This window comes from Alkalibacillus salilacus, assembly GCF_030812915.1.
Taxonomy (GTDB): domain Bacteria; phylum Bacillota; class Bacilli; order Bacillales; family Alkalibacillaceae; genus Alkalibacillus; species Alkalibacillus salilacus.
Genome location: NZ_JAUSTQ010000003.1, coordinates 25,210 through 43,651, shown reverse-complemented (window position 1 = coordinate 43,651; position 18,442 = coordinate 25,210). Strand labels below are relative to the sequence as shown.

Annotated in this window: 18 protein-coding genes; 13 read left to right on the top strand and 5 right to left on the bottom strand. The window is 37.5% G+C overall.

What is annotated here, in order from left to right:
- The first annotated feature begins 5 nt into the window (after positions 1-5).
- From acnA to J2S77_RS04365, 3 genes are all read left to right on the top strand, one after another.
- A complete protein-coding gene (gene acnA / locus J2S77_RS04375; RefSeq protein ID WP_306975021.1) occupies positions 6-2,714 on the top strand; it encodes an aconitate hydratase AcnA in 2,709 nt (902 codons plus the stop codon).
- A gap of 705 nt (positions 2,715-3,419) precedes the next feature.
- Positions 3,420-3,731 carry a Clp protease N-terminal domain-containing protein gene (locus tag J2S77_RS04370; RefSeq protein WP_306975019.1) on the top strand — a complete coding sequence of 104 codons (312 nt, stop codon included), beginning with the start codon at positions 3,420-3,422 and terminating at the stop codon, positions 3,729-3,731.
- A 113-nt stretch (positions 3,732-3,844) separates the two neighbouring features.
- Positions 3,845-4,279: a GNAT family N-acetyltransferase gene (locus tag J2S77_RS04365; RefSeq protein ID WP_306975017.1), complete on the top strand. Its 435-nt coding sequence runs from the start codon at positions 3,845-3,847 to the stop codon at positions 4,277-4,279.
- A gap of 484 nt (positions 4,280-4,763) precedes the next feature.
- Here the strand turns inward: J2S77_RS04365 and J2S77_RS04360 are convergent, their stop codons facing one another.
- Positions 4,764-6,875 carry a catalase gene (locus J2S77_RS04360; protein ID WP_306975014.1) on the bottom strand — a complete coding sequence of 704 codons (2,112 nt, stop codon included), beginning with the start codon at positions 6,873-6,875 and terminating at the stop codon, positions 4,764-4,766.
- 144 nt (positions 6,876-7,019) lie between these two features.
- Between J2S77_RS04360 and J2S77_RS04355 the strand changes: the two genes are divergently transcribed.
- The 6 genes from J2S77_RS04355 to J2S77_RS04330 all read left to right on the top strand — a co-directional run bounded on the left by J2S77_RS04355 (position 7,020) and on the right by J2S77_RS04330 (position 9,574).
- A complete protein-coding gene (locus tag J2S77_RS04355) occupies positions 7,020-7,697 on the top strand; it encodes a hypothetical protein (protein ID WP_306975012.1) in 678 nt (225 codons plus the stop codon).
- On the top strand, positions 7,694-8,278 hold the full coding sequence (locus tag J2S77_RS04350; protein WP_306975010.1) for a TlpA family protein disulfide reductase: 585 nt from the start codon (positions 7,694-7,696) through the stop codon (positions 8,276-8,278). The genes J2S77_RS04355 and J2S77_RS04350 overlap by 4 nt, the downstream gene beginning before the upstream one ends.
- A 56-nt stretch (positions 8,279-8,334) precedes the next feature.
- Positions 8,335-8,481: an FbpB family small basic protein gene (locus J2S77_RS04345; RefSeq protein ID WP_306975008.1), complete on the top strand. Its 147-nt coding sequence runs from the start codon at positions 8,335-8,337 to the stop codon at positions 8,479-8,481.
- A 54-nt stretch (positions 8,482-8,535) separates the two neighbouring features.
- Positions 8,536-8,772, top strand: coding sequence for a small acid-soluble spore protein Tlp (tlp, locus tag J2S77_RS04340; RefSeq protein WP_306975006.1), 237 nt, complete (start codon positions 8,536-8,538; stop codon positions 8,770-8,772).
- A 78-nt stretch (positions 8,773-8,850) separates the two neighbouring features.
- Complete coding sequence (locus J2S77_RS04335) at positions 8,851-9,288, top strand: acyl-CoA thioesterase (RefSeq protein WP_306975004.1); 438 nt, start codon at positions 8,851-8,853, stop codon at positions 9,286-9,288.
- Positions 9,272-9,574 carry a hypothetical protein gene (locus J2S77_RS04330; protein ID WP_306975002.1) on the top strand — a complete coding sequence of 101 codons (303 nt, stop codon included), beginning with the start codon at positions 9,272-9,274 and terminating at the stop codon, positions 9,572-9,574. The genes J2S77_RS04335 and J2S77_RS04330 overlap by 17 nt, the downstream gene beginning before the upstream one ends.
- Before the next feature lie 14 nt (positions 9,575-9,588).
- On the opposite strand, the gene yidD is transcribed toward J2S77_RS04330, so the two are convergent.
- From yidD to plsY, 4 genes are all read right to left on the bottom strand, one after another.
- Positions 9,589-9,825 (bottom strand): membrane protein insertion efficiency factor YidD, encoded by a 237-nt coding sequence (yidD, locus tag J2S77_RS04325; protein ID WP_306975001.1) that lies wholly within the window; start codon positions 9,823-9,825, stop codon positions 9,589-9,591.
- A 9-nt stretch (positions 9,826-9,834) separates the two neighbouring features.
- Positions 9,835-10,752: a GTP cyclohydrolase FolE2 gene (gene folE2, locus J2S77_RS04320; RefSeq protein WP_306975000.1), complete on the bottom strand. Its 918-nt coding sequence runs from the start codon at positions 10,750-10,752 to the stop codon at positions 9,835-9,837.
- A 78-nt stretch (positions 10,753-10,830) separates the two neighbouring features.
- Positions 10,831-12,000 carry a CapA family protein gene (locus J2S77_RS04315; protein WP_306974999.1) on the bottom strand — a complete coding sequence of 390 codons (1,170 nt, stop codon included), beginning with the start codon at positions 11,998-12,000 and terminating at the stop codon, positions 10,831-10,833.
- A 13-nt stretch (positions 12,001-12,013) separates the two neighbouring features.
- Positions 12,014-12,595, bottom strand: coding sequence for a glycerol-3-phosphate 1-O-acyltransferase PlsY (gene plsY / locus J2S77_RS04310; protein ID WP_306974997.1), 582 nt, complete (start codon positions 12,593-12,595; stop codon positions 12,014-12,016).
- A gap of 159 nt (positions 12,596-12,754) precedes the next feature.
- On the opposite strand from plsY, the gene J2S77_RS04305 reads away from it, so the two are divergent.
- The 4 genes from J2S77_RS04305 to J2S77_RS04290 all read left to right on the top strand — a co-directional run bounded on the left by J2S77_RS04305 (position 12,755) and on the right by J2S77_RS04290 (position 18,395).
- Positions 12,755-13,168 carry a CoA-binding protein gene (locus J2S77_RS04305; RefSeq protein WP_306974995.1) on the top strand — a complete coding sequence of 138 codons (414 nt, stop codon included), beginning with the start codon at positions 12,755-12,757 and terminating at the stop codon, positions 13,166-13,168.
- 102 nt (positions 13,169-13,270) lie between these two features.
- On the top strand, positions 13,271-15,223 hold the full coding sequence (gene parE, locus J2S77_RS04300; protein WP_306974993.1) for a DNA topoisomerase IV subunit B: 1,953 nt from the start codon (positions 13,271-13,273) through the stop codon (positions 15,221-15,223).
- A gap of 11 nt (positions 15,224-15,234) precedes the next feature.
- Positions 15,235-17,688, top strand: coding sequence for a DNA topoisomerase IV subunit A (gene parC / locus J2S77_RS04295; RefSeq protein ID WP_306974991.1), 2,454 nt, complete (start codon positions 15,235-15,237; stop codon positions 17,686-17,688).
- 98 nt (positions 17,689-17,786) lie between these two features.
- Complete coding sequence (locus J2S77_RS04290; RefSeq protein ID WP_306974989.1) at positions 17,787-18,395, top strand: TetR/AcrR family transcriptional regulator; 609 nt, start codon at positions 17,787-17,789, stop codon at positions 18,393-18,395.
- Positions 18,396-18,442: the final 47 nt, after the last annotated feature.

Here is an 18,442-nt window from a genome sequence, read left to right as displayed (position 1 = left end):
GTAACATGGTAGAAAGTCATGCTGCCAAAGCGAAAAAGCAGTTTGAACTGAATGGTAAAACGTATAACTATTACCATCTCAAAGCACTTGAAGAACAAGGTTATGGAAAAATTTCAAAACTACCTTATTCAATTCGTGTGCTTCTAGAATCAATTCTTCGTCAACAAGACGGACATGTTATTCAAAATGAACACGTGGAAAAATTAGCACAGTGGGCAGAAGGGGCAAAGGTAGATGTTCCATTCAAACCTTCTCGTGTTATTCTACAGGACTTTACAGGTGTTCCAGCTGTCGTTGACTTAGCGTCACTACGTAAAGCAATGGTTGATATGGGTGGAAGTCCAGACCAAATCAATCCTGAAGTACCAGTGGACCTTGTTATCGACCACTCCGTACAAGTTGACCGTTACGGTACTCCAGATGCCTTACGTGTCAATATGGAAATGGAGTTCGATCGTAACAAAGAACGTTACGAATTCTTACACTGGGCACAAAAAGCATTTAATAACTATCGTGCTGTTCCACCGGCAACAGGAATTGTACACCAAGTTAACCTTGAGTACATTGCAAATGTTGTCCATGAACAAGAACAAGATGATGGTTCTTATGATGCATTCCCAGATACATTATTTGGTACAGACTCACATACAACAATGATTAACGGCCTAGGCGTTCTAGGTTGGGGTGTTGGTGGTATCGAAGCCGAAGCAGGTATGCTTGGTCAACCATCGTATGTTCCAACACCTGATGTTATTGGAGTTAAATTAGTAGGAAGCTTCCCAGAAGCAACAACTGCGACGGACTTAGCATTAAAAGTTACACAAGTGTTACGTGAGAAGAATGTTGTTGGTAAATTTGTTGAGTTCTTCGGTCCTGGTCTAACAGAAATGCCACTTGCAGACCGTGCAACAATCTCAAACATGGCTCCTGAATATGGTGCAACATGTGGTTTCTTCCCAGTAGATAATGAAACACTTGATTATATGCGCTTAACTGGTCGTACGGAAGACCATGTACAAATGGTTAAAGAATATCTTCAGAATAACGATTTATTCTATACACCTGATCAAGAGGATCCTGAGTTTTCAGAGCTTGTAGAAATTGATCTATCAGAACTAGAACCAAACTTATCAGGTCCTAAACGACCTCAAGACTTAATTCCTCTTTCTCAAATGAAAGAGTCATTTAACGAAGCCTTAACAGCCCCAGCTGGTAATCATGGCTTTGGACTTGATGCGAAAGACAAAGATAAAGAAGCTGTCGTTAAATTTAACAACGGTAGTGAAACGACAATGAAGACAGGTGCTCTAGCGATTGCCGCCATCACGTCTTGTACAAACACATCTAACCCACACGTTATGTTAGGTGCGGGTCTTCTTGCTAAGAACGCAGTAGAAAAAGGACTAGAGGTGCCAGATTACGTTAAGACATCATTAGCACCAGGTTCAAAAGTTGTTACAAACTATCTAGAAAACTCTGGATTAATGGAATACCTTGATCACCTAGGCTTTAACCTAGTTGGTTATGGTTGTACAACTTGTATTGGTAATTCGGGCCCATTACTTCCTGAAATCGAAGAAGCGATTGCGAATGAAGATTTAACGGTATCATCTGTTCTATCTGGTAACCGTAACTTCGAAGGTCGTATTCACCCATTAGTGCGCGCAAACTATTTAGCATCACCACCACTAGTAGTTGCTTACGCATTAGCTGGTACTGTAGATATTGATATCTTAAATGAACCAATTGGCCAAGACCATAATGGTGAAGATGTTTACTTCAAAGATCTTTGGCCTTCATCAGATGAGATCAAAGCTCAGATTGCTGAAGTTGTTACACCTGAAATCTTCCGTAAAGAATACGAAGAAGTGTTCAACTCAAATGAAGAATGGAACAAGATCCAAACTACAGATGAACCATTATATGAGTTCGATGAAAACTCAACTTATATTCAAAACCCACCATTCTTCGAAGAAATGTCAAAAGATCCGAAAGAAGTCAAACCACTTGAAGATCTTCGTGTGATTGGTAAGTTCGGTGATTCAGTTACAACGGACCACATTTCACCAGCTGGTGCCATTCCAAAAGATATGCCAGCAGGTCGCTATTTAATCGACAATGGCGTTTCACCGCGTAACTTCAACTCTTATGGTTCACGTCGTGGTAACCATGAAGTGATGATGCGTGGTACATTTGCTAACATTCGAATTCGTAATGAAATCGGTGGTGGCAAAGAAGGTGGTTTCACAACGTATTGGCCAACAGGAGATGTTATGCCAATTTATGATGCTGCAATGAAATATAAAGAAGATGGCACTGGCCTATGTGTCATTGCTGGTCATGACTACGGAATGGGTAGTTCTCGTGACTGGGCAGCGAAAGGTACAGACTTACTAGGTATTGAAACAGTGATAGCTCAAAGCTTTGAGCGTATTCACCGTTCAAACTTAGTTATGATGGGTGTCCTACCACTGCAATTCCAAGAAGGGGACAGCATCGAATCCTTAGGCTTAACAGGTGAGGAACACTTTGATGTTCATGTGACAGAAGACGTTAAACCACATGATCTCGTCAAAGTAACAGCGACAAGTCCTAATGGAGATAAGAAAGAATTTGAAGTAACAGCTCGTTTCGACAGTGATGTAGAGGTTGATTACTACCGTCACGGTGGAATTCTACAAATGGTTCTACGTCAAAAATTAGAAACAGTATAAAATAGTGAAAAACCAGCCAATTCTATATTGGCTGGTTTTTTCGTTTCTGGCACTAAAATATTTGTTGGGGTAGATACACAATTTATCGTGAATGTTTGATGGTGGCCGTTGGCATCATGTGATCCGCTTACGGTGGATGCTTGCCGCGGGCACGGCTCGAGCCAGGCAACTACATCGAATAAGCTTCTTTGCTACTTGCACCGAGGAAGCCTACTTCGAAGCGTTGACTTGCAGACGCAGGTGCATCCCTCGGCCGAAAAGCATGGCCTGCGGGGTCTCGAGTCGCGTGCTGTTCCCGCAGGCGTCACCACCTACGCTCCTCACCTGACGCCAACTTAGAAGTTTGATGAAACAAAAAAGCATGCAAGATCCTTGTTTGTCATTCTTGTTTTATACTATTAAAACAAAAGAAGTTAATCTAAACATACCATTGAAAAGTTTTATTGTTCCATCTATATGTATATATAAGACGAAAAGCGATGAAAAAGAAGTGCTTCTAAGAGTTCTCTAAAGTATTTAAGATACAATTACGGTTTGAAGATGAATTGATCTTTTATGTTAAAATATTTAGAAAGATTGTGTAAATACCTTAAAATGATCTAGCGAATTAGTTGAATAGAACCTATAAAAATTTTCCTTGTTATAATAAGAATTCTCATCCGTTTTATACAGTTATTAAACGATTGGAAAAAGGGAGCGATGTTCTTGAAATTTACTGAGCGTACTTTAAGAGTTCTTAAGAATGCAGAAAAGGAAGCTGAAAGAGCTAATAAGATTGTTTATCCAGTTCATTTACTATTAGGTATCTTGCTCGAAAGAACTTCTGTGTGCGCTGAGCTAAATATTAGTTACCCAAAACTTTGGAATACTTTAAATGAACGAGTTAATAAAATATATTTTGATAAGGCTGAAAATGGGATTAATTATAAACCTTTTAAAATAAATATTTCCTTGTCCACTGAACAGGTACTAGAAATTGCAAATAATAGAAAGGAACGATTCAATCAGATTTTTTAAATGAAGGACACTTAGTCGATACAATTTTTAGAATCAATGACTATTCAACAAGTTTAATATTTGATGGAATAAATACGTCAAGTATTCTTGAAATAGTGTCTCACCCGAGAGATATGGCTGTTTCTTTAAAGGATTATTCGTTCCCAGATATACTGATATCCAATATAACTTTTAGAAAAGTAGAGAAATATGATGCGAAAGCGTTAAAAAACTTTGTCGAAAAAGAATTTGGAAATGGTTGGCTAGATTCTATTGAAAGCGGACTTCTAAATAAAAATGTGCCTATTTTTATTGCTTTAGATGATGAGGAAATTGTTGGATTTGCTTGCTTTGATGTTGTGCGAAATAAAAAAAGATTATTTGGACCGATGGGAACTAGTTTTTCAAAAAGAGGGCAAGGTATAGGCTATACACTGCTACATTTATGTTTAAATGAAATGGATGGAATAGGTTATGAATATGCTGTGATTGGAGAAGCAGGACCAATTGAATATTATGAAAAGGCGTGTAATGCAGTTGTAATTCCAACGCCTTTAAATACTAAGTGATATTTGTGAATTATTACACTTAAATTAACAAAGACGAATGTTTGAAGTAAGAATGGGTGAACAGTAATAAAGCGGAATCAAAACACGTAGACGCCTGCGGGAACAGCACGTGTCCTCGAGAGCCCGGAAGCCCCATTTTGGGGCTGAGGGATGCACCTGCGTCTGCTAGTCAATGCTTCGAAGTAGGCTTCCTCGGTGCAAGTAGCAAAGAAGCTTATTCGATGTAGCTGCCTGGCTCGAGCCGTGCCCCGGTAAAGGAAACACACCGATTGCCTTAGCAGAGCTGATGTTGAGCTTATGTCACGTAGAACCAAGCGAAGTGTTTTGATGGAGCGTCATTTAATTAGAAGACCCGAACGATTTATTTTTCATAAAAATCGTCCGGGTTTTACTTTGCATTATAAGGTTTAGTTTCATACTTTTAACTCTGATATTTTGTTGTTCTACAACTTTGTTTCCATTGTTTTTGTTTTGCATTAGAATTTTATGCTTGTTTCTCATCCATGTATTCGCGTTCCCAATGGCGATGTTGGGATAAAGCTTGGATAAACAGTTCGTTGAAGCGAGTGAGATCGTCAGACCATGTTGAGAGTATGCCGTGATCATTAAAGACTTCACTCGATGATTTTGGTGAAATATTTTGAATTGATGAAGGTAATACCTGAGTCAATAAATCAACTGCTTCTTGACTCACTCCAATTGTTTTAGCATGGGTGAACATTTCTTTAACAAAACTTTTGCCCTCATGATGTTTAAGTAGTTCTTGTATGTGTTGGGCACCACCAGGAATAAATAAGCCATCATATAAAACTGGATAGGTCGTTGAGTAATTTTGATTAACTTGAATGGGTTCTTGATTCATGCTTTTAACCTGACCCAAATTACGGTTTACTATTTCGACATGGACACCTTGTTGTTCCATCATCGACATAAATGATTTAACATCCTCTGATTTAAAACCTTCTGCTAGTAAAATCGCTATTTTACGCGTTTTCGGCGTGAATACCGTTTGAGCTTGACTTAAGGCGTTTGATTTTTGTTGAGTCATTTCTTCATTGAGTGGCTGTGGAGCTTTGACACCAACACCATCAGCGATTTTCTTGGCTAGCTCATGACTCACATGGTTAAACATTTCAACGACATGCTGCTTAATCGCAGGGTCCTTAACATTTCCGACTTCAAAATGAAATGCTTTGAACAAGTGACGTTTTTCATGCTCAGATAGACTATTGTAAAAAAGTGTTGCTTGGGAAAAATGATCATTAAAACTAGCACTACGTTTCCGAACTTTTTTTCCTTCAACTTTTTCTTCATAATGTTCGAAACCTTGTTGCTCTTTAGACACAGGTTGCGGATTATTATGAGCTATGCCATTCGGGCTATAAGCGACTTTCCCTTGATTAATTGTCATGCGATGAAAACCGTCTCGTTGATTATTGTGAACAGGTGTTATCGGCCGATTGATTGGAATTTCATGAAAATTAGGGCCACCTAAACGTAATAACTGTGTGTCTAAATATGAAAACAAGCGACCTTGTAATAACGGATCATTAGTAAAATCAATTCCTGGCACAATATTTCCGATGTGAAATGCGGCCTGCTCAGTTTCAGCAAAGAAATTATCTTGGTTTCGGTTCAGTGTCATTTTTCCAACCTTTTGAACTGGTACTTGCTCTTCTGGCCAAATTTTGGTTGGATCTAAAATATCAAAATCGAATTGATGTTCTTGCCCTTCTTCAATAACCTGAATGCCTAGTTCAAATTCTGGGTATTCACCGTTATTGATGGCATCCCAGAGGTCTTGGCGGTGAAAATCCGGATTCTTACCAGCAATTTTCTGTGCTTCATCCCAAGTCAAAGAGTGCACACCAAGCAACGGCTTCCAATGAAATTTCACGAAATGTGCTTGGCCTTGTTGATTAACAAGTCTAAATGAATGGACGCCAAAACCTTCCATCATACGAAAACTTCGAGGGATTCCGCGATCTGACAGCAACCACATAATCATATGTGCTGATTCTTGGTTATGAACAACCCAATCCCAAAATGTATCGTGAGCTGCTGAAGCTTGTGGGATTTCATTATCAGGTTCTGGTTTGATGGCATGGACAACATCCGGAAATTTAATAGCGTCTTGGATAAAAAAGACCGGCATATTGTTTCCCACTAAATCAAAGTTACCATCTTCAGTGAAAAACTTAGTCGCAAACCCCCGTACATCACGTACAGTATCAGCTGAACCACGCGAACCTACAACTGTTGAAAACCTCACAAATACAGGTGTTTCTACATTCGGATCTTGTAAAAACGAAGCACTTGTTAAAGAGGATAATGATTCGTAGGGTTTAAATACGCCATGTACTCCAAACCCCCTTGCGTGTACGACACGTTCAGGTATTCGTTCATGATCAAAGTGAGTCATTTTTTCGCGAAAATGAAAGTCTTCCATTAAAGTAGGCCCACGTTCACCAGCAGTAAGAGATTCCGATGTATTGGGTAATTTCGTCCCTTGGTCAGTTGATAATGACTGGCTTTCATTAGAATTTTTGAAAGCTTTCAACTGTTCTTGTTTTGCATCACGTTGTTTACGATTCATAAATATAACCTCCTCAGACAATCATTAGTTTGTTAAATAAATCCAAGTTTATTCATATGATTCATAATTGTCATGGAATCGTAAATCGTGTCTAGATGATAATTTGTTCCTGTTTGATAGAATAGGTGATAGGAGTGAAAGACTATGAATGACATCATCCAAATTGGACCACTCAATTTATATTTACCTTTATTATTTTACATTGGTGGTATAATTTTATCTGGCATATTAGGTTATTTCATGTTTAAGCGAAAAAGTACACAACCAATTGACAAAAAGCCAGCCGATGTCATCTTCGAATATTGGTTTGTTTTCATCGTTATTTGGAAATTAAGCTATTTTTTGAAAAAACCTGCAGATTTAATTGAGAATCCAATTACCATCATATACTTTGATGGAGGTAATCTCGGGTTATTATTCGGTATTATAGCTTTGTTATTATATAGTATTAGGCAAAAACGTTATTTTCGTTTATCTTATCAATGGCAAATCGCATGGTGGTTACTAGCTATAATTATATTGTTGGGCATAGAACAAATCATTTCACTGATTTATGGTTATTCCATTCTAGCGCTTTTAGAAATCATTGTTTATATGGTAATTGTGGCTATATATTGCTTCAATTCAAATCCATTAGATTGGTCCCAAATATTAGGGACAATTCGTTGGGTTGGGATCAATTGGGTGCTATTTAGAGTGTTGGACAACTCTTTGGATATATTGATCTTTGAGGTCATGACAGTTCTTGCTATTGCTGTTGTAACTTATATCACTGAGTGGATTATAGATGTACGTCATAAGAGGGGAGCGTTGCGTAAGTGAAATTAACAAAACGCATCATTGGATTAACTCTGATTGGTATATTAGTTGGGGTTGTGGTCTATAATACTTGGTTTTCTAATTCTGATGAAAATAATGAGACATCAGGTGAAGGGATTTTTGTACAACCAGAAGGTGTTGATATAGAGACAGATGAAATTGAAGTAGGAGAGCAGGCGCCAAATTTTAAACTTGAGACATTAGACGGGGAAGAAGTTGAATTAGCTGACTATCGTGGTCAGAAAGTATTTATAAACTTTTGGGCTACATGGTGTCCACCTTGTAGAGCTGAGATGCCTCATATGCAAGAAATATCTGATGAATATGGCGAAGATGTTGTGATTTTAGGGGTTAATGCAACATCACAGGAAACCAACACAGATAAGGTGTCATCATTTGTGAATGAGCTTGATTTATCATTTCCAATTTTAATGGACAAGACTGGAGAAGTGAATGTACGTTATCAAGTCTTAAGCTTACCAACAACGTATTTCATCAATACTGAGGGTGAAGTCCAAATACCTCGGCATGTTGGACCACTTTCGTATGACGATATGGAACAAAAAATAAAAGAACTAGATTAAGTATATTCTTCTAGCATAATGGCTATCCTAAAGAGCAAAAAGGAGAATCAGCCATTATGCGAAAGAAAGACCATTTAACGTTTCAACGGCTCATTCAATCTGAAAAAGAAAAAATTTTGAACAACCCACAAGAACTAGACAAAATTTATGATAAGTTAGATTCCAGATTAGGAATAACGCCTTCTAAACAGTCTCGTGTATAGCTAAAAGTAATTTGCTTATACTAACGACTGTAACAATTTTAAGGAGGCGTAACGATGAGTCAACATCAAAAGAAACCAAATCCTGATGAACGTCGAGATAATTTGAAAAAGATTCAGGAAAACCTGAATAATACTTTAGAAAATATGCAAGAAGCTGAAGATTCAATGGAAACAGCGTCTGAATTTCAAGAGGAAGAAATTAAGAAAAAGAATGCAAGAAGAAGAGAAGCTGTCGACGGTATGCGCGATGAATTACGGGATGAACATGCTCATCAAAAACGGCAAAAATAATAATCGAAAGGCTAGCCACAGCTAGCCTTTTTATTTTAAAATAATATTTAAGTTGATGTAAGAGGGAGAGAAGACAAAATGGTCATAAATGTAACCGATATAAAAGTACGTTACCAGGAAACGGATCAAATGGGCGTTGTTTATCACGCTAATTATTTAGTTTGGTTTGAAATTGGTCGAACTCATTTAATTGAGCAACTAGGATTTAATTATGCCGATATGGAACGTGATGGTATTGTGTCTCCAGTAGTCGATATTAATGCACAATACAAGGACCCTTTAACATATGGGGAAACCGCTTCTGTTAAAACATATATCAGTTCGTATGATGGATTTCGAATCATCTATGGTTATGAAGTATACACTGGAAATGGTGATTTAGCTGTAACAGGTTCGTCTTCGCACGTTTGTGTTAAAAAACAAAACTTTAAACCGATCTCCATCCGTAAACATTATCCAAATTGGCACAATGCTTATTTGGAAGCAATAGGTGAAACTAATGGCGTTCGGGATTAAACGAGAAGAGTTAAGACGTTGGAAGCGTCAGGTTGAAGCTGGAGAAATCGCATTTTTAACGCATTACTGGGCAGATGATCGTTTTCCTGGTCATAAAACAGTAACTAAAGTAGGTTGTCAAAATATTGAACATTTAAAAGCATGGGGACGTCGCTATGGATTAAAACCTGAATGGATCCATGCTGATGAAGTATACCCGCATTTTGACTTAATCGGTCAATTTGAAGAGGATATATTACGAGCGGAAGGAAAACTTGAACAATTAAGACGCTTTCGTTCTATTTAAAAAGCCGTAGTTAATTAACCACGGCTTTTTTGATCCTGTTTTTCTGGTACCGGATCAAAACCACCAGCATTAAATGGGTGACACTTTAAAATGCGTTTTATCGATAAATAAAACCCCTTAAAGAAACCAAACCGTTCAAACGCTGTTAGGCTATAGGACGAACATGTCGGATGAAACCGACATGTAGGCCCTAACAAGGGTGAAATAAATTGTTGATAACCTTTTATAAGCCATATAAAAAGATGTTTCATCCTATCACACTACTCTTCGCGTTTATCATAACTAATGGATGCAATCGCATCATGTAAGTGGATTGATTCCTCGTTCACACACTTAACCGAAAATTGCTCGACTGTTTCATATTCATACAAGTCGCTCGCAACAAGTCGAACCATATCTTCTACAAAACGCGGATTTTCATAAGCTTGTTCGGTGACCATTTTTTCATCTGGTCGTTTAAGAACTGGATGAATTCGAGCGCTTGCGTTAGATTCAGCTGCTTCTAATAGCATGTGTTTCCAATCGTAAAGTGTATCATCAAACTCAGGCTGTAAAGTAACTTCCATTTCAATATTACCTCGTTGGTTATGGGCACTATATTCGCTGATCTCTTTTGAACAAGGGCAAAGCGTTGTAATCGTACCTGTTAAACCGACTTTAAGGTCATATCCAAATTCTTCGTGATAACGGACACGCATCCAAGCATCTGCATGATTTAAACCTGCTTGCTCAGAATAAGGGGCTTTACGTTCAAAAAACCAAGGGAAAGATACCGTTAACTCCGCATCTTTTTGTTCAAGACGTTGTTGAAGATCAAATACAAATGATTTAAGTGTCGCAAAATCCAAAGTGAAGCCATTTTGATAATAAGAATGAAGTTGCTCTGTAAACCGACTCATATTCGTACCCTTAGAATCTTGGGAAATAGAAGAGGCAAAGTGAAATTGTGCGACGGTTGTTTGTGTCTTGGGTTCTAATTGACTTTTTAGCGTAACTGGATGTTTAACATTACTCACACCAACAGCATCTAATTCAAACAGAAAATCTTTTTTTGTATTCTGTAAATCTTTCATTTTATTCTTTTCCATTGGTTTTGTTTTAGGACCTGGCTCAACAGATCCAAATAATTTATGTCGCTCAGATTTCGTAGGTAACTGTTTTTTAACTGCTTCGTTCATATCGAGGACTCCTTTCAGTTCTTGAGAAGAGCATAAGCACAATATATATTATACATGATTGAAATTGTTGGATTCAATTTATTGAACTTGCTCAAGGTGTGGCACGACTTGTATTTGCTCTGAGTAATGTTTCATGTGGTTTTCAACATCGTTATAATTTGTATCAAGATCAGTTATAGAACTGTCAATGAGCGGAACAACTTCTACATCATGCATGATGTCACCTTGATCATCAAATTCTACATATGTAGGCATAAATCGTATATTTGAAACAGATGTCTCACTTGTTTGATTGAATAATCCTTTATCTAGTTGAAGCTGCAGGATTCCACCTATTCGTCGGTCAAATTCACGTTGACCTGACAAAAAATTACCCAAAGAATAGATAACAACTGATTGATGATTTTCAGTTTTTACCTGTTCGAATGGTTGAAGAACATGAGGATGATGCCCGAGAATGATATCTGCTCCCGCTTCAGTTAACTCTCGAACCAACTCTTTTTGATCCTCAGTTGGTAACGGTTCATATTGGTTACCAAAATGAAGGCTAACGACGGTGAAATCTGCTTGATCCTCAATTTCATTAATATCTTCCTTGATGTTTCCATCATTTATATATTGAACTAAATAGTCTTTATCTTCTGGGCGAGGAATGCCATTAGTTCCATAAGTATAAGCAGTAAAACCGACTGATATACCGTTCTTTTCTAAAATTCGAGCTTCTTGTTGATCAGATTCACTATGGTAAGATCCAATATAATCGATTGATAAATCATTTAGATGATTAGTTGTTTTTTCTATAGCCTCTTGTCCATAATCTAATGTATGGTTGTTTGCCAACGATACAATATCAGTAGATACGTATTTTAAAGCATCTGCGACGGATTTAGGCGCATTAAATTGAGGATATCCTGATAAACCCAGTTCCTCACCAGCTAACATTGTTTCTTGGTTAGCAAATAGAAGGTCAGCTGATTCAAGTTGTGGCTTAATCATGGATAACATCGGTTTAAAATCATAGGTTTGTCCTTCCTTAGCGCCACTATAGACACGATCATGAATTAAAATATCCCCAACAGCATTTAATGTGATTGACTTTCGTGATTCTTTATTAGAAAGATCGTGTGTCATACTCGTTAGTTTATCCGCCGTATAAGTCGACTGATTCGATTGTTCCTGTAAGATAAAGGTTATGCCCATTACAACTATGATGAAACCTGTTATGACTAATCCAATTTGTTTTTTCACTTAATCACCTTATTTAAAACCACGTTATTTTAGGCTCAGTTTTATTTTTAATACGTTTTAAATTATCTGTGTGACGATAAATAACAAAGAACGCTAGAAAACAAGTCACAATGATTAAAGGAATATCTTGCATGATAATTGATGTCACTACAGCCGTAAGCCCTACAAGAATAGACGCTAATGATACATACTTGAATAATTTTAAGAAAACAAAAAATGACCCAATAAGAATAGCGAATAACACAGGGCTCACCCCGAGTACAACACCGCCCGAAGTAGCTACTGCCTTACCACCTTTGAACTTAGCGAAAATCGGAAATATGTGGCCAATCACTGCGAAACCACCAACAATAAGTGGTTGCAATTCAGGGGCTAGTATAACCACCATGACAACTGGTACCGTACCTTTCAATATATCAAGGATTGTAACAATTAAACCTACTTTGACTCCTAAAACTCTAAAGGCGTTTGTTGCACCAAGATTGCCGCTACCGTGTTCTCTTATATCAATTTGATAAAATAATTTACCGATTATAAGTGCAGATGGAAAAGAACCAAATAGATAAGCAATCACACTAAATAAAAGATAAAACATTTAATCCCTCCTTTATTGGCTTCTTATAATACACTTTATTTTATCAAATGTATGGAGAAGAAAGAAGATGTTAAATTTTAAGAATGAGTAAAACGAAAGTTGAGAAATATTGCTAAACACGCTATCCTAGTATTATCACATTTTTTTAGGAGCGATATTATGGAAAACCCAACACAAGAAAAAATGCGCGAAATATTAATCAATGCCAATACGATTGCGGTCGTAGGATTATCGGACAAGCCTGATCGCACTTCACATCAAATTGCAAAAATCATGCAAGATCGTGGTTATAAGATTATCCCAATCAATCCTAATGCCACTGAAGTTCTTGGCGAAAAAAGTTATTCATCACTTAGTGAAGTAGAAGAATCAATTGATATTATTAACGTTTTTCGTAGACCTGAACACCTTGTTGATGTAGCACATGACGCATTGACTACTGATTGTCGTGTGTTTTGGGCACAACTAGGTATCGTGAATGAAGAAGCTCATGAACTTCTTCAAGAAAATGATTTTACTGTGATTATGGATGCTTGCATAAAAGTCGTTCATGCTGTCACAATTGGCAGTTAATATGGATTGAGGAATCTCTGCTAAATAGCAGGGATTTCTCATGTTTTCCCGAATAAATAAAGACAGCACTTGTTTAGCGAATTAGAAAGGGGACAATTATAAGTGACGCATTCATTTGAACAATACAACGATGACTCAATTCAAGTTCTAGAAGGTTTAGACGCCGTCCGAAAACGTCCAGGTATGTACATTGGTAGTACAGACCACCGTGGGCTTCACCATCTCGTTTTTGAAATAGTAGATAATGCGGTTGATGAAGCGCTTGCGGGTTATGGTGATACGATCACCGTCACCATACATAAAGACGAATCAATCTCTGTGACTGACTTTGGACGTGGTATGCCAACCGGCATGCATAAAATGGGTAAACCAACTCCAGAAATAATTTTTACCATACTTCACGCTGGAGGAAAATTTGGTCAAGGCGGCTATAAAACAAGTGGCGGTCTACATGGTGTTGGTGCGTCTGTCGTGAATGCTTTATCTGAATGGATGAAGGTAACGATTTGCCGTGATGGTAAACGCCATGACATTGTATTTGCTAATGGCGGAAAGGTGAAACAACCTTTAACAGAAGTGGGCAATACTCGAAAGTCAGGCACTACCATTCACTTCAAACCAGATGAATCAATGTTTTCGACAACGCATTATCAGTTTGAAACACTCTCTGAACGATTACGAGAGGCTGCTTTCTTATTAAAAGGGATCAAACTCGTCTTAAAAGATGAACGTGAAGGCGCTGAAGAATCTTATGTGTATCCAGATGGCTTACAATCATTTGTGCATTATTTAAACGAAGAAAAAGATGCTTTACATGAAGTTGTTTCACTTGAAGGTGAAGTGAAGGAAATTGAAGTAGACTTTGCGATGCAGTTTAATGACGGATATTCAGAAAGCATCTTATCGTTTGTTAATAATGTTCGAACAAAAGATGGCGGAACGCACGAATCAGGAGCAAAAACAGCCTTAACACGCGCATTTAATGAGTATGCTCGAAAAATGCAGCTATTAAGAGAAAAAGATAAAAATTTAGATGGTAATGATATTCGAGAAGGCTTAACAGCGATTATTTCTGTAAGAATCCCTGAACAATTACTGCAGTTTGAAGGCCAAACGAAAAGCAAACTAGGGACGCCAGAAGCGAGAAGCGCTGTTGATAGCGTGATTGCAGAGAAATTAGCTTACTTCTTAGAAGAAAATCCAAACACCTCTAAAATGCTGATTAAAAAAGCAATCAAAGCACGTGATGCTCGTGAAGCTGCTCGTAAAGCACGTGAAGAGGCTCGTAACGGCAAAAAACGTAAACGTCGTGATTCTATTTTAAGCGGTAAATTAACCCCTGCTCAGTCAAAAAATGCAGCTAAAAATGAATTGTTTTTAGTTGAGGGTGATTCAGCAGGAGGTTCTGCCAAACAAGGTCGTGACCGTCGTTTCCAAGCGGTATTACCCCTTCGAGGAAAAGTCGTTAATACCGAAAAAGCCAAGATTGATGACATTTTCAAAAACGAAGAAATATCAACGATCGTTCATACCATTAATGCAGGTGTAGGCCCGGATTTCAATATTGATGATGCACAATACGATAAAGTCATTATCATGACAGATGCTGATACCGATGGAGCGCACATTCAAGTGTTATTACTGACATTCTTTTACCGTTATATGAAACCACTCATCGAACAAGGTAAAGTTTACATTGCTTTACCACCACTGTTCAAAGTCTCAAAAGGTAAAGGAAAGCAATATAAGGAATCCTATGCTTGGGACGATGATGAGATGGAGAAACTATTAAAAGAATATAAGAATGGTTACACCGTTCAGCGTTATAAAGGTTTAGGTGAAATGGATGCTGAACAATTATGGGAAACAACGATGAATCCAGAAACCCGTACATTAATTCGAGTGACGATTGATGATGTGGCACGTGCGGAACGACGAGTGACTACGCTTATGGGCGATAAAGTAGAGCCTCGACGTAAGTGGATTGAATCTAATGTTGCATTTGGAATGGAAGAAGACGATACAATTTTAGACAACGATCGATTGCTTAACTAGGAGTGAAAAATTTGGCTGAAGAAGCAAAGTATTTAGATTTACCATTAGAAGAAGTAATAGGTGACCGTTTTGGTCGTTATAGTAAATACATTATTCAAGACCGTGCTCTTCCGGATGTAAGAGACGGCTTAAAACCCGTGCAACGCCGTATCTTATATGCTATGCACCAAGAGAAAAATACACATGATAAGCCGTTTCGTAAATCGGCCAAAACAGTCGGAACCGTGATTGGTAACTACCACCCTCATGGGGACTCGTCTGTTTACGAAGCACTTGTTAGAATGAGTCAATCCTGGAAAGTTAAAAAAGAATTAGTTGAGATGCACGGAAATAACGGAAGTGTTGACGGAGATCCCCCTGCAGCTATGCGTTACACTGAAGCAAGACTTTCAGGAATTGCTTCAGAATTAATGCAGGATATCGACAAAGAAACAGTCGATTTTATCCCTAATTTTGATGACACTGATTATGAACCCATTGTTTTACCTGCGAAATATCCCAATCTTCTCGTTAACGGTTCAACAGGGATTTCTTCTGGTTATGCAACAGACATACCACCACATAACCTAGCTGAAGTTATTGATGCAGTAATTTACAAGATTGAACACCCTGATGCATCAATTGATCAATTGATGAAGAAGTTACCTGGTCCTGATTTTCCAACTGGCGGGATCATTCAAGGCAAGGATGGTATCCGAAAGGCTTATGAAACAGGTAAAGGTAAAATAGTCGTACGTGGTCAAGCCGAAATCGAAACACTTAAAGGTGGTCGTGAACAGATTGCCATTAATGAGTTGCCTTTCGATGTCAATAAAGCGACACTTGTCAAAAAAATGGACGAGCTTCGTTTAGAACGTAAAGTTGAAGGCATTTCTGAAGTTCGGGATGAAAGTGATCGTACTGGACTTAGAATTGTCATTGAAATGAAAAAGGACATCGACAGTCAAAGTGTCTTAAACTATCTATACAAGAATACTGATCTGCAAGTATCGTTTAACTTTAATATGGTAGCCATTTCCGATAAAACACCGACAGTTATGACCCTTCACGGTATCCTTGATGCTTATATAAGCCATCAACGAGAAGTTATAAAACGTCAGTCAGAACACGATTTAAGAAAAGCACAAGATCGCGCTCATATTGTTGAAGGTTTAATTTATGCCGTTTCGATATTAGACGACGTCATTGCAACAATTAGGCAAGCCAATGATAAAAAAGATGCAAAAATTCAATTACAAAATCAATATCAATTCTCTGAGAAACAGGCAGAAGCAATTGTTATGTTACAACTTTATCGTTTAACCAACACAGATGTGACACAGTTAGAGGAAGAAGCTAAAGAATTAAATGAACGAATCGCTTACTTACAAACGATCTTATCCGATGAAAATAAACTTCTAGACGTGATTAAGACTGATTTAAAACGCGTTAAAAAATCATATAAAGAAAAACGACAGACACAAATCCAAGATGAAGTAGAAGATTTACAAATAAACTTAGAAGTTATGGTACCTTCAGAAGATATTGTTGTTTCCTTAACACGTGAAGGCTATATTAAGCGGACAAGTTTACGTTCATTTGGAGCTTCTAATATCGATGACCTCCAGAAAAAAGATGAAGATTATTTAACCCATCTCTTTGAAGTGAATACAACTGATACATTACTGCTGTTTACAAATAAAGGTCATTATTTATATATGCCTGTTCATGAATTGCCTGATATTAAGTGGAAAGATATGGGGCAACATATTGCCAATTTAATACCTATTGATTCATCAGAGCGTGTTATTAAGGCCATTCCTGTTAGAGAATTTGATGAACATCATTATATTCTTTCGATCTCGCGTGAAGGCATGATTAAAAAATCTCTATTGTCTGATTTTAAAGTACAGCGCTATAATCGACCAATTGTTGGTATGAAACTGAAGGGTGATGATGAAGTCGTTAATGTTCATTTAACTAATGGTCATCAAGAAATTTTCGTGACCTCACAGACTGGATATGGATTATGGTATCATGAAGCAGATGTGAAAGCTGTTGGTGTTAAGGCAGCAGGCGTCAAAGCTATGAATCTAAAAGAACAAGAATGGATCGTTAATGGGGAAGTGTTCGATGAATTAACCAATCCGCAACTTTTTGTCGTCACGCAGCGTGGTGCATGTAAGCGTATGTCCATTGACCAATTCGAACAAGGATCTCGAGCACAACGTGGTTTAGTTATGCTTAAAGAACTTAAACAGAAACCACATCATATCGTCGGCTTCCATGTTGTTAAAGATGATCATTCAGTTGTCATCCATACAGAAAACAATGAAGTTCACACCGTATTACCAATCGAAGTTAAAGAACAAACGAGACAAAACAATGGTTCCTTTATGATTGATACTGACCAAAAAGGTGAAGTTATTAACACCTATGTCCAACCTGAATATACGAAATGGTTCAATCATGAAGGTGAAGAGTAATTAAACAAGAGGTAGTCATTAATAAGACTACCTCTTTAAATTTACCCATTGATACTTGTCAAAATTGTGTTAAAATATTGACAAAAGGTAGGAAGATTATGACACAGTTAAAAGAAAGAATTATTCAATCGTCTTTGAACTTGTTTTCAGAGAACGGATTTCACGGTGTATCAGTTAAAGACATAGTGGAAGACTGCCAAACATCTAAAGGTGGTTTTTATCACTATTTTCAATCAAAAGATGAATTGCTTTATGTCATTCACGACTTATTTATCTCGTATGTCTTGAACGAAGCGCACCGAGCGAAACTGCAACATGAACGACCAGTCCAACAACTACATGGCATTTTATATTCGTTTGTACGTGTTTTTGATTTATACCAGGAACATATTGTTGTTTTCTATCAAGAAAACAAATACCTAAAACCTGAATATGAAGAGCTAATTAAACAAAAGCGTGATCAATTCAAACGGATCGTTATAGAAGTCATCGAAGAAGGTCAGAGAAGAGGAGAGTTTCGTGACAATTTACCAACCACGATTACAAGCATGTCCATTCTCGGTATGGTTAACTGGACTTATATGTGGTATCAACGCGATGGAGAATTGAACATAGATGACATCGCAGAAATTTACATTGACATTTTATTTCGAGGGGTATTAACGGATCAAGTGTTAAAAGAATATCTGCAAATGAGTAGTTTATAAAGGCTTAAATAAATAAGCTTTTTATTTATACTAATAACAGACCAACT

Excerpts from the sequence above, each read along its gene's own strand:
- J2S77_RS04290 (WP_306974989.1), top strand. The coding sequence starts at position 17,787 with ATGACACAGTTAAAAGAAAGAATTATTCAATCGTCTTTGAACTTGTTT.
- J2S77_RS04305 (WP_306974995.1), top strand. The coding sequence starts at position 12,755 with ATGGAAAACCCAACACAAGAAAAAATGCGCGAAATATTAATCAATGCC.
- J2S77_RS04355 (WP_306975012.1), top strand. The coding sequence starts at position 7,020 with ATGAATGACATCATCCAAATTGGACCACTCAATTTATATTTACCTTTA.
- yidD (WP_306975001.1), bottom strand. The coding sequence starts at position 9,825 with ATGAAACATCTTTTTATATGGCTTATAAAAGGTTATCAACAATTTATT.
- J2S77_RS04330 (WP_306975002.1), top strand. The coding sequence starts at position 9,272 with ATGGCGTTCGGGATTAAACGAGAAGAGTTAAGACGTTGGAAGCGTCAG.
- J2S77_RS04360 (WP_306975014.1), bottom strand. The coding sequence starts at position 6,875 with ATGAATCGTAAACAACGTGATGCAAAACAAGAACAGTTGAAAGCTTTC.
- plsY (WP_306974997.1), bottom strand. The coding sequence starts at position 12,595 with ATGTTTTATCTTTTATTTAGTGTGATTGCTTATCTATTTGGTTCTTTT.
- J2S77_RS04335 (WP_306975004.1), top strand. The coding sequence starts at position 8,851 with ATGGTCATAAATGTAACCGATATAAAAGTACGTTACCAGGAAACGGAT.
- folE2 (WP_306975000.1), bottom strand. The coding sequence starts at position 10,752 with ATGAACGAAGCAGTTAAAAAACAGTTACCTACGAAATCTGAGCGACAT.
- J2S77_RS04345 (WP_306975008.1), top strand. The coding sequence starts at position 8,335 with ATGCGAAAGAAAGACCATTTAACGTTTCAACGGCTCATTCAATCTGAA.
- acnA (WP_306975021.1), top strand. The coding sequence starts at position 6 with ATGGTAGAAAGTCATGCTGCCAAAGCGAAAAAGCAGTTTGAACTGAAT.
- tlp (WP_306975006.1), top strand. The coding sequence starts at position 8,536 with ATGAGTCAACATCAAAAGAAACCAAATCCTGATGAACGTCGAGATAAT.
- J2S77_RS04365 (WP_306975017.1), top strand. The coding sequence starts at position 3,845 with ATGGCTGTTTCTTTAAAGGATTATTCGTTCCCAGATATACTGATATCC.